This is a genomic window from Streptomyces odonnellii, assembly GCF_000981895.1.
Taxonomy (GTDB): domain Bacteria; phylum Actinomycetota; class Actinomycetes; order Streptomycetales; family Streptomycetaceae; genus Streptomyces; species Streptomyces odonnellii.
Window position 1 is genome coordinate 25,689 of the sequence record NZ_LATD01000102.1, and the last position, 6,397, is coordinate 32,085.

At 72.2% G+C, this 6,397-nt stretch carries 6 protein-coding genes; 2 read left to right on the forward strand and 4 right to left on the reverse strand.

Annotated features, from left to right (window positions below; all coding sequences use genetic code 11):
- Positions 1-98: 98 nt before the first annotated feature.
- Positions 99-755, reverse strand: coding sequence for a TetR family transcriptional regulator (locus tag WH07_RS11675; protein ID WP_046499049.1), 657 nt, complete (start codon positions 753-755; stop codon positions 99-101).
- Between the two features lie 106 nt (positions 756-861).
- Between WH07_RS11675 and WH07_RS11680 the strand changes: the two genes are divergently transcribed.
- Positions 862-1,959: a zinc-binding dehydrogenase gene (locus tag WH07_RS11680; protein ID WP_046499075.1), complete on the forward strand. Its 1,098-nt coding sequence runs from the start codon at positions 862-864 to the stop codon at positions 1,957-1,959.
- 165 nt (positions 1,960-2,124) lie between these two features.
- On the opposite strand, the gene WH07_RS11685 is transcribed toward WH07_RS11680, so the two are convergent.
- The 3 genes from WH07_RS11685 to WH07_RS11695 all read right to left on the reverse strand — a co-directional run bounded on the left by WH07_RS11685 (position 2,125) and on the right by WH07_RS11695 (position 5,527).
- Positions 2,125-3,366, reverse strand: a complete 1,242-nt coding sequence (locus WH07_RS11685; RefSeq protein WP_046499077.1) for a GNAT family N-acetyltransferase — start codon at positions 3,364-3,366, stop codon at positions 2,125-2,127.
- Positions 3,367-3,606: 240 nt separating this feature from the next.
- Positions 3,607-4,632, reverse strand: a complete 1,026-nt coding sequence (locus tag WH07_RS11690) for an asparaginase (protein ID WP_408645831.1) — start codon at positions 4,630-4,632, stop codon at positions 3,607-3,609.
- Between the two features lie 283 nt (positions 4,633-4,915).
- Positions 4,916-5,527 carry an RsiG family protein gene (locus WH07_RS11695; protein ID WP_046499081.1) on the reverse strand — a complete coding sequence of 204 codons (612 nt, stop codon included), beginning with the start codon at positions 5,525-5,527 and terminating at the stop codon, positions 4,916-4,918.
- A gap of 376 nt (positions 5,528-5,903) precedes the next feature.
- On the opposite strand from WH07_RS11695, the gene dtd reads away from it, so the two are divergent.
- A complete protein-coding gene (gene dtd / locus WH07_RS11700; RefSeq protein WP_046499083.1) occupies positions 5,904-6,341 on the forward strand; it encodes a D-aminoacyl-tRNA deacylase in 438 nt (145 codons plus the stop codon).
- Positions 6,342-6,397: the final 56 nt, after the last annotated feature.

Below are 6,397 nucleotides of genomic sequence, written 5' to 3' on the forward strand. Positions count from 1 at the left end.
GGCCGGGCTGAGAAGGGAGTGCCGTCATACGGGCGAGAATAACGTAACCCGGTTAAAAACATTACCGAGTAACAACAGTGACCTGCCGATCGGGAGTATCACCACTCCTTGAGTCCGGTACGCAGCCGCCCGAAGGCCAGCTCCGCCGCCGTCACCGCGTCCGGGTACACCGCCTCCACGCTCTCGCCCTCCGCGATCCGCCGCCAGTTCTCCAGCGCGAGGATCCGCTGTACGGCGATGATCTGGCCGGCGCCGAGCGCGCCCTCGATCCCGCCGCCCAGGGCCGCGGCCAGCGCTTCTTCCGAGCGGCGCTGATACCCGTACATCCTGGCCACCAGGCTCGGCGTGCCGTACAGCAGCCGGTGATACGCGAGCACCGCGGCGTGGTCGTTGAGGCCGGTCACCGGGTCGCGCCGGGCGAGCCCCGCCAGGAAGTGGCGGCGGAGGGCGTCGAGCGGCCGTACGCCGTCGGACCGGCCGGCCAGCACCACCCGCGCCGCCTCGTCCTCATGGTCGGCGAAACGGTACAGCGCCAGGTCCTCCTTGGCCGGGAAGTACCGGAAGAGCGTCGGCTTGGAGATCTCGGCCGCGGCGGCGACCTCCGCGACGGAGACGCTGTCGAAGCCCTTCGCAAGGAAGAGGGAGATCGCGACGTCGGAGATGGCCTGGTAGCGCTGCTGCTTCTTGCGCTCCCGCAGACCGGGGCCGGTGGTCGGATCGGGGCCGGGGCCGCGGCCCGGATCGGCGTCGTTCATGGTCACGAGCGTACGCAGCGGTTGACCTCAACCAGACTTGACGTTCAAGACTCTCCAGCGCAACCACAAGGACGCAACGCAACCATAAGCGGAAGGCGTGATCGGTATGCGCGTGGCGAGAGTGACCGCGTTCGGCGGTCCCGAGGTGCTGGTGACGGCCGGGGCCCCCGACCCGGTGGCGGGCTCCGGCGAAGTGCTGATCGCGGTCTCCGCGGTGGACACGCTCTTCGTGGAGACCCAGATCCGGAGGGGCTGGGGCCGGGAGTTCTTCTCCGTGCGGCCTCCATACGTCCTCGGCGGCGGAGTCGCCGGTACGGTACGCGCCGCCGGCGACGGCGTTGATCCCGCCTGGCTCGGCCGCCGGGTCGTGGCCGCGCTGGGCGAAAGCGGGGGCGCGGCGGAGCTGGCGGTGGCGGCAGTGGGCGCGCTCGTCCCCGTACCGGACGGAGTCCCGCTCACCATCGCCGCCGCGCTGATCCACGACGGTGTCACCGCGCTCGCCCTCATGGAGAGCACCGGCCTCATGGAGAGCACCGGCCTCACGGGAAACAGCAGCCTCACCGAGAACAGCAGCCTCACCGAGAACAACGGCCTCACGGGGAACAGCGGCCCCAGGGCCGACACCGGCAGCGGGGAAAACACCGGCGTGGCCGCGGGCGAACGGGTTCTGATCACCGGTGCCTCGGGCGGTATGGGCACCCTGCTCGTACAACTCGCCAAGGCCCGGGGCGCGTTCGTCGTCGGAGTCGCGCGCGGTGAGCGGAAGACCGCGCTGGTACGGGAGTTGGGCGCGGACGCGGTCGTGGACGGCGGCCTCGACGGGTGGCAGGACCGGGCCCGCGAGGCGCTCGGCCCGGCGGGCGCCGATGTCGTCCTGGACGGTGTGGGCGGCGAACCGGGCCTGGCCGCCTACCGGTTGACCGCGAAGGGCGGCCGCTTCTCGGCCCATGGCGCCCCGACCGGCGGCTTCGCGTCGGTGGACGCCCGGGACGCGGCGGACCGGGAGATCACCCTGCTGGGCATCATGGACGTCCAGCTCACCGAGGAGGAACGGGTGCGGCTGTCCGCCCGGGCCCTGCGCGAAGCGGCGGCGGGCCGCCTGCGCCCGGTGATCGGCGGCACGTTCCCACTGGAACAGGCGGCGGACGCACACCGCGCGATCGAGGACCGCGGCCTGGTGGGCAAGGTCGTGCTGACGGTCTGAGCTCGCACGGCGAACTCGCGCCCCCAGGGCCGGGGACCGGGCTCAAAAGACGTGGACTCAAAGACGCGGGCGCTCAAAAGGCGCGGGCCCGGAAGGCGCCGGCCCGCGCAAAGTGTGCGTTCAGAAAACCTGGGCTCAGAAGAAGGGCGCTCAGAAGACGTGGGCTCAGAAGACGTCCGGGCACCACGGGCGCCTGGGGGTGCGGAACAGCCGCTCCGCCACTGCCGCCGCGCCCGGGCGTTCCTCGCTCACCGAGCCCAGTGCCACCAGCCGCAGCACCGATTCGTCACCCAGATACAGCGCGCCCAACTCCCTTACGTCCAGCACCAGATCGGGCGATTCGGTGGTCGGGACGCAGGTCGCGCCGTCCGGCGAGGCGTCCAGCCGGAACCGGCCGGCCGCCAGCTCCGCCCTGTCGTGGATGTCCAGCACGACCGTGCCGGGGACTGCGTACGTACGCGCTTCCAGCGCCCGTACCGCGTCGAGGATCCGTACCCACAGGAAGTCCGCCTGCGTCACGATCCGTGCCGCGCGCGGATCGGGCAGGAACAGGGGCAGCAGATCGTCCGGGGCGCGGAACCCCGTCCTGACCTTGGTGATCCAGTCGACCGAGCAGAGGAACTGCCACAGGGCCCGTTCCGCACGCGGCGACACCGCGATCAGCTTGCGCACGGACGCGGTGTTCTTCGGCTGCTTGGAGTCGCCCCACATGTCGTCGGCGGTGTACTCGGCGAGGCCCTCGACCTCGCCGGCCGCCGAGCGGTAGACGGCGTAGAACGGCTCGGTCCAGGGCTCGCCGTTGGGCACCTCGCCGGTGTTGAGCCCCCACCAGTGCTCGTCGCGGCCGACGGCGCCGGGCTGCCGCTGCCGGAAGCGTTCGTGCAGCTCAGGGCCGAGTTTCCGGACGTCGTCGACGTCGGCCAGATCGATCCTGCCGCCGTCGACCGGGCCCGACCAGCGGGGGTCGAGGCCGGTGCGCGCCACGTCGATCTCCCACTCGGCGGTGGAGGCGGCGGGGCCGAAACCGTACCGCCCGTAGATCGGGTACTCCGCGGAGATCAGCGTGGCGACGGCATCCCCGCGCTCCTTCGCGGCGGTGAGGTCGGCGGCCATCATCCGGCCGAGCAGCCCGCGCCTGCGGTGGGTGGGCGAGACGGTCACATTGGTGACGGCGTCGGCGGGCAGAGTGGCGCCGCCGACCACGGTCAGCTCCTGCGCGAAGGACCGGAAGGTGGCGACACAGCGGCCGTTGTCGAAGGCACCGCGCGTACGCTCGAGATCGCTGCGCGCGAGCCGGGCCGCGATCACGTCGTCCTGGCTGACCGGCGGCCGGAGGAACCCGGTGTTCAGGGCGCGATGCCAGTCGGGGTACTCGGACGCGGTGACAGTACGGACCTCAAGGCTCATGATCCACACGCTAGGCGCTGAAGCGGGTCATCCGCATCCGGATTTTCCGCCCCGCGCGCCAACGGACCCGCGCGCCAACGGACGCACGAGCCGACGGGGCCACGAGCCGACGGGCCCACGCGCCGTTGGACATGGCCCACGAGCCGTCGGCCGCCGCTGCCTGTCGCCCCGTGGGCCGACAGGCGCCGACAGACAGGGGGCGGCCGGGTCGGCTCCGCCTCAAACTGGGTCGGCTCCGCCTCAGAACGCCGCCCGCACCGACCCCACCTCCGCGTCGCCGCCCAGCAGCGGCGCCCGGCCGATGCGGCCCACCACCTCAGACTCCACGCCCAGCAGTTCGAGCGCGCGTGCCAGGACCGGTCCCAGGGCCCGGGTCGCGCCGTCGTCGATCTTGAAGGCCAGCGCGCGCCCGTCCGGCAGGGCCACCGCCTGGACCGCCTCCGCGCCCATCTTCGACAGCGTCCCCGGCACCTCGCGCATCAGCCAGGTGTCGGCGCGGCGCGTGCCCGCCACATACTCGGGGTGGGCCCGCATCGCGTCCGCCACCCGCCGCTCGGCCGTCCCCGGCTCGGCGCGTACGAACTGCCGGAAGGCCCGGGCCAGGCCGGTGAGGCTGATCGCCATCAGCGGGGCGCCGCAGCCATCCGTACCGACCGCGTCCACCGGCTCCTCCGCCGTCTCCTCGATCACCGTACGGACCAGCCGCTGGAGCGGGTGTTCCGGGTCCAGATAGCTGTCCTTGGGCCAGCCGTTCAGGACGCTGGCCGCCAGCATGGCGGTGTGCTTGCCGGAACAGTTCATGACGACCCGGTCCCGCACCCCGCCCGCCGCCAGATACGCCTCCGCCTCGGCCCGGTCCACCGGCAGGTCCGGCGGGGTCCGCAGATCGTCCGGCGTCAGCCCGTGCTCGGCGAGCATCTTGCGGACGAGGTCGAGGTGGAAGGCCTCGCCGGAGTGGCTGGCCGCGGCCAGCGCCAGCCGTTCGCCCGACAGGTCGAGACCGGCCCGCAGAATGGCGGCGGCCTGCATCGGCTTGTTGCTGGAACGCGGGAAGACCGGGACGTCCGGGTCGCCGAGCGCCAGTTCCACCCGCCCGTCCGCCCCGAGCAGCACCAGCGTGCCGCGGTGCCGCCCCTCGGTGAAGCCGGACCGTACGACCTCCGCCAGCACGGGCGGCGCGGCGTCCGCCGGCGAGACAGCGGCAGGCGCCCCGGGCGCCGCCGCCGACGACGCTACGGACGCGGACGCGGGCACGGGCACGGGCACGGCTACGAGCGTAGACACGGCAGGTACGGCGGCGGGTACGAGCGTGGGCACGGCCGGCGGTATGGCGGGGGTGCTGGATGTCATCGTCGGCCTTCCGGAACAGGTGCGTGTGCGTGTGCAGATGCGAGTGCGGGTGCGGCTACGAAGCGGTGGCCCGCTCGGTGGCCCCGCTCGGTGACCCACATGGCGACCCGCTCGGAAAAGCCGGCGGCCACAAGGGCGCCGCCGGCGGTCTCGGTGAGCGGGTCAGCAGGTCAAGCGGGTCATCGACCAGGGGAATCGACTACGTGAGCAGGTCATCCACCTGTGCTTCGCCTTCACGGTACCTGCGCGCGATCTCGGCACTGCAGTCGTTGGCCGTCTGTTGGAGCTGGTGACGTCGGCGCGAGAGCTGTTGTTCGTTCCGGATCAGCCTGCCCATCGCGGAGTGCAGTTCCTCGTCCGTACGGGCCTCCAGATCCGACAGTTCCACCTCCGCGAGCGTCTCCGCCGCCAGTGCCCGGTACTCCGCGCTGCGCGGCACGGAGAGCGTGACATGGCGGGCGGAGGTGCGGTGCTGCGAAGGGGCGTCGGTGAGGATCTCGGAGAGCCGGTCGACGACCGGTGTCTCGGGCGCGGTACGGCGGGCCAGCTCGGCCCGCAGGATGTCGATACGGCCCTGGAGGAGCCTGCGCAGATAGCTGAGATCGGCCTCGTCGCGCTGCGAGTCCCGGCGCAGCGCACGCAGTTCGGGCAGCCGCAGCACCCGGAAGTCGTACGGCCGGGCCGCGGGCAGCGAGCCCTCGGCGCCGGTCCGCTGTACGGGCGGCCGCAGCCCCCCGGAACCGGCACCGCTCCCCCTCGCCGTGCCGCTCCCCTTCGCCTTGCCGCTCCCGGCACTCGGACCAGTGCTCATCGGACCGGTGCTCAAGGGACCCATGGGACCGATCGCGGAACCCGGGCCGGTGCCGGCCCCGGGCCCCAGATCCGCACTCCCCAGATCCGTGCTCCCCAAGTCCGTGAGCCCCAGCTCCGCACCGGAGGTGCCGGTCCCGCTGGTCGTGCACGTCGTACAGGCTGTCGGTACCGAACCGGGCGGCTGCCCGCCGCCGGATGCGCTCATCACACGTACTTCCCCTCACTCCGCTGGGGAGACCCGCCCTCGCTCCGCTTGGATCCCCCCATCCCTCGACCGGCGCGCAACCGGCGCGCCGCCTTTGTGCATGGTGCCACTCCTGCCCAGGAGCATGCGGGCACTCTGCACCCGTTCGGCCCCCGATAGGTTGGTCCGCATGCGAGCGGTGGTGCAGAGAGTCGACGGCGCTAGTGTCGACGTGGTGACGGAGTCGGGGACCGAGACGGTCGGCGGGTTCACGGGCGAGGGCTTGTGTGTGCTGGTGGGAGTGACCCATGAGGACACAAAAGAGCAGGCGGAACGGCTTGCCAGGAAGCTCTGGTCGATACGGATGCTTGAAGACGAGAAATCCTGCTCGGAAGTGAATGCCCCACTGCTGGTGATCTCGCAGTTCACCCTCTATGGGGACGCCCGGAAGGGCCGCCGCCCCACCTGGAACGCCGCGGCGCCGGGCCCGGTGGCCGAACCGCTGGTCGACGCGGTGGTGACGGGTCTGCGGGCACTGGGCGCGCGGGTGGAGACGGGCCGCTTCGGGGCGGACATGCGGGTGTCCCTGACGAACCACGGCCCGTTCACGGTGCTGCTGGACATGTAGGCCCGGGCCGCCCCGGACAACCGACGCACCCCAGCGCCCGGGCCGCCCCGTACAGC

What these genes read in the sequence shown, in the direction of transcription:
- WH07_RS11675 (WP_046499049.1), bottom strand. Translation starts at nt 755, where the DNA reads ATGAACGACGCCGATCCGGGCCGCGGCCCCGGCCCCGATCCGACCACC.
- WH07_RS11680 (WP_046499075.1), top strand. Translation starts at nt 862, where the DNA reads ATGCGCGTGGCGAGAGTGACCGCGTTCGGCGGTCCCGAGGTGCTGGTG.
- WH07_RS11685 (WP_046499077.1), bottom strand. Translation starts at nt 3,366, where the DNA reads ATGAGCCTTGAGGTCCGTACTGTCACCGCGTCCGAGTACCCCGACTGG.
- WH07_RS11695 (WP_046499081.1), bottom strand. Translation starts at nt 5,527, where the DNA reads ATGAGCACTGGTCCGAGTGCCGGGAGCGGCAAGGCGAAGGGGAGCGGC.
- dtd (WP_046499083.1), top strand. Translation starts at nt 5,904, where the DNA reads ATGCGAGCGGTGGTGCAGAGAGTCGACGGCGCTAGTGTCGACGTGGTG.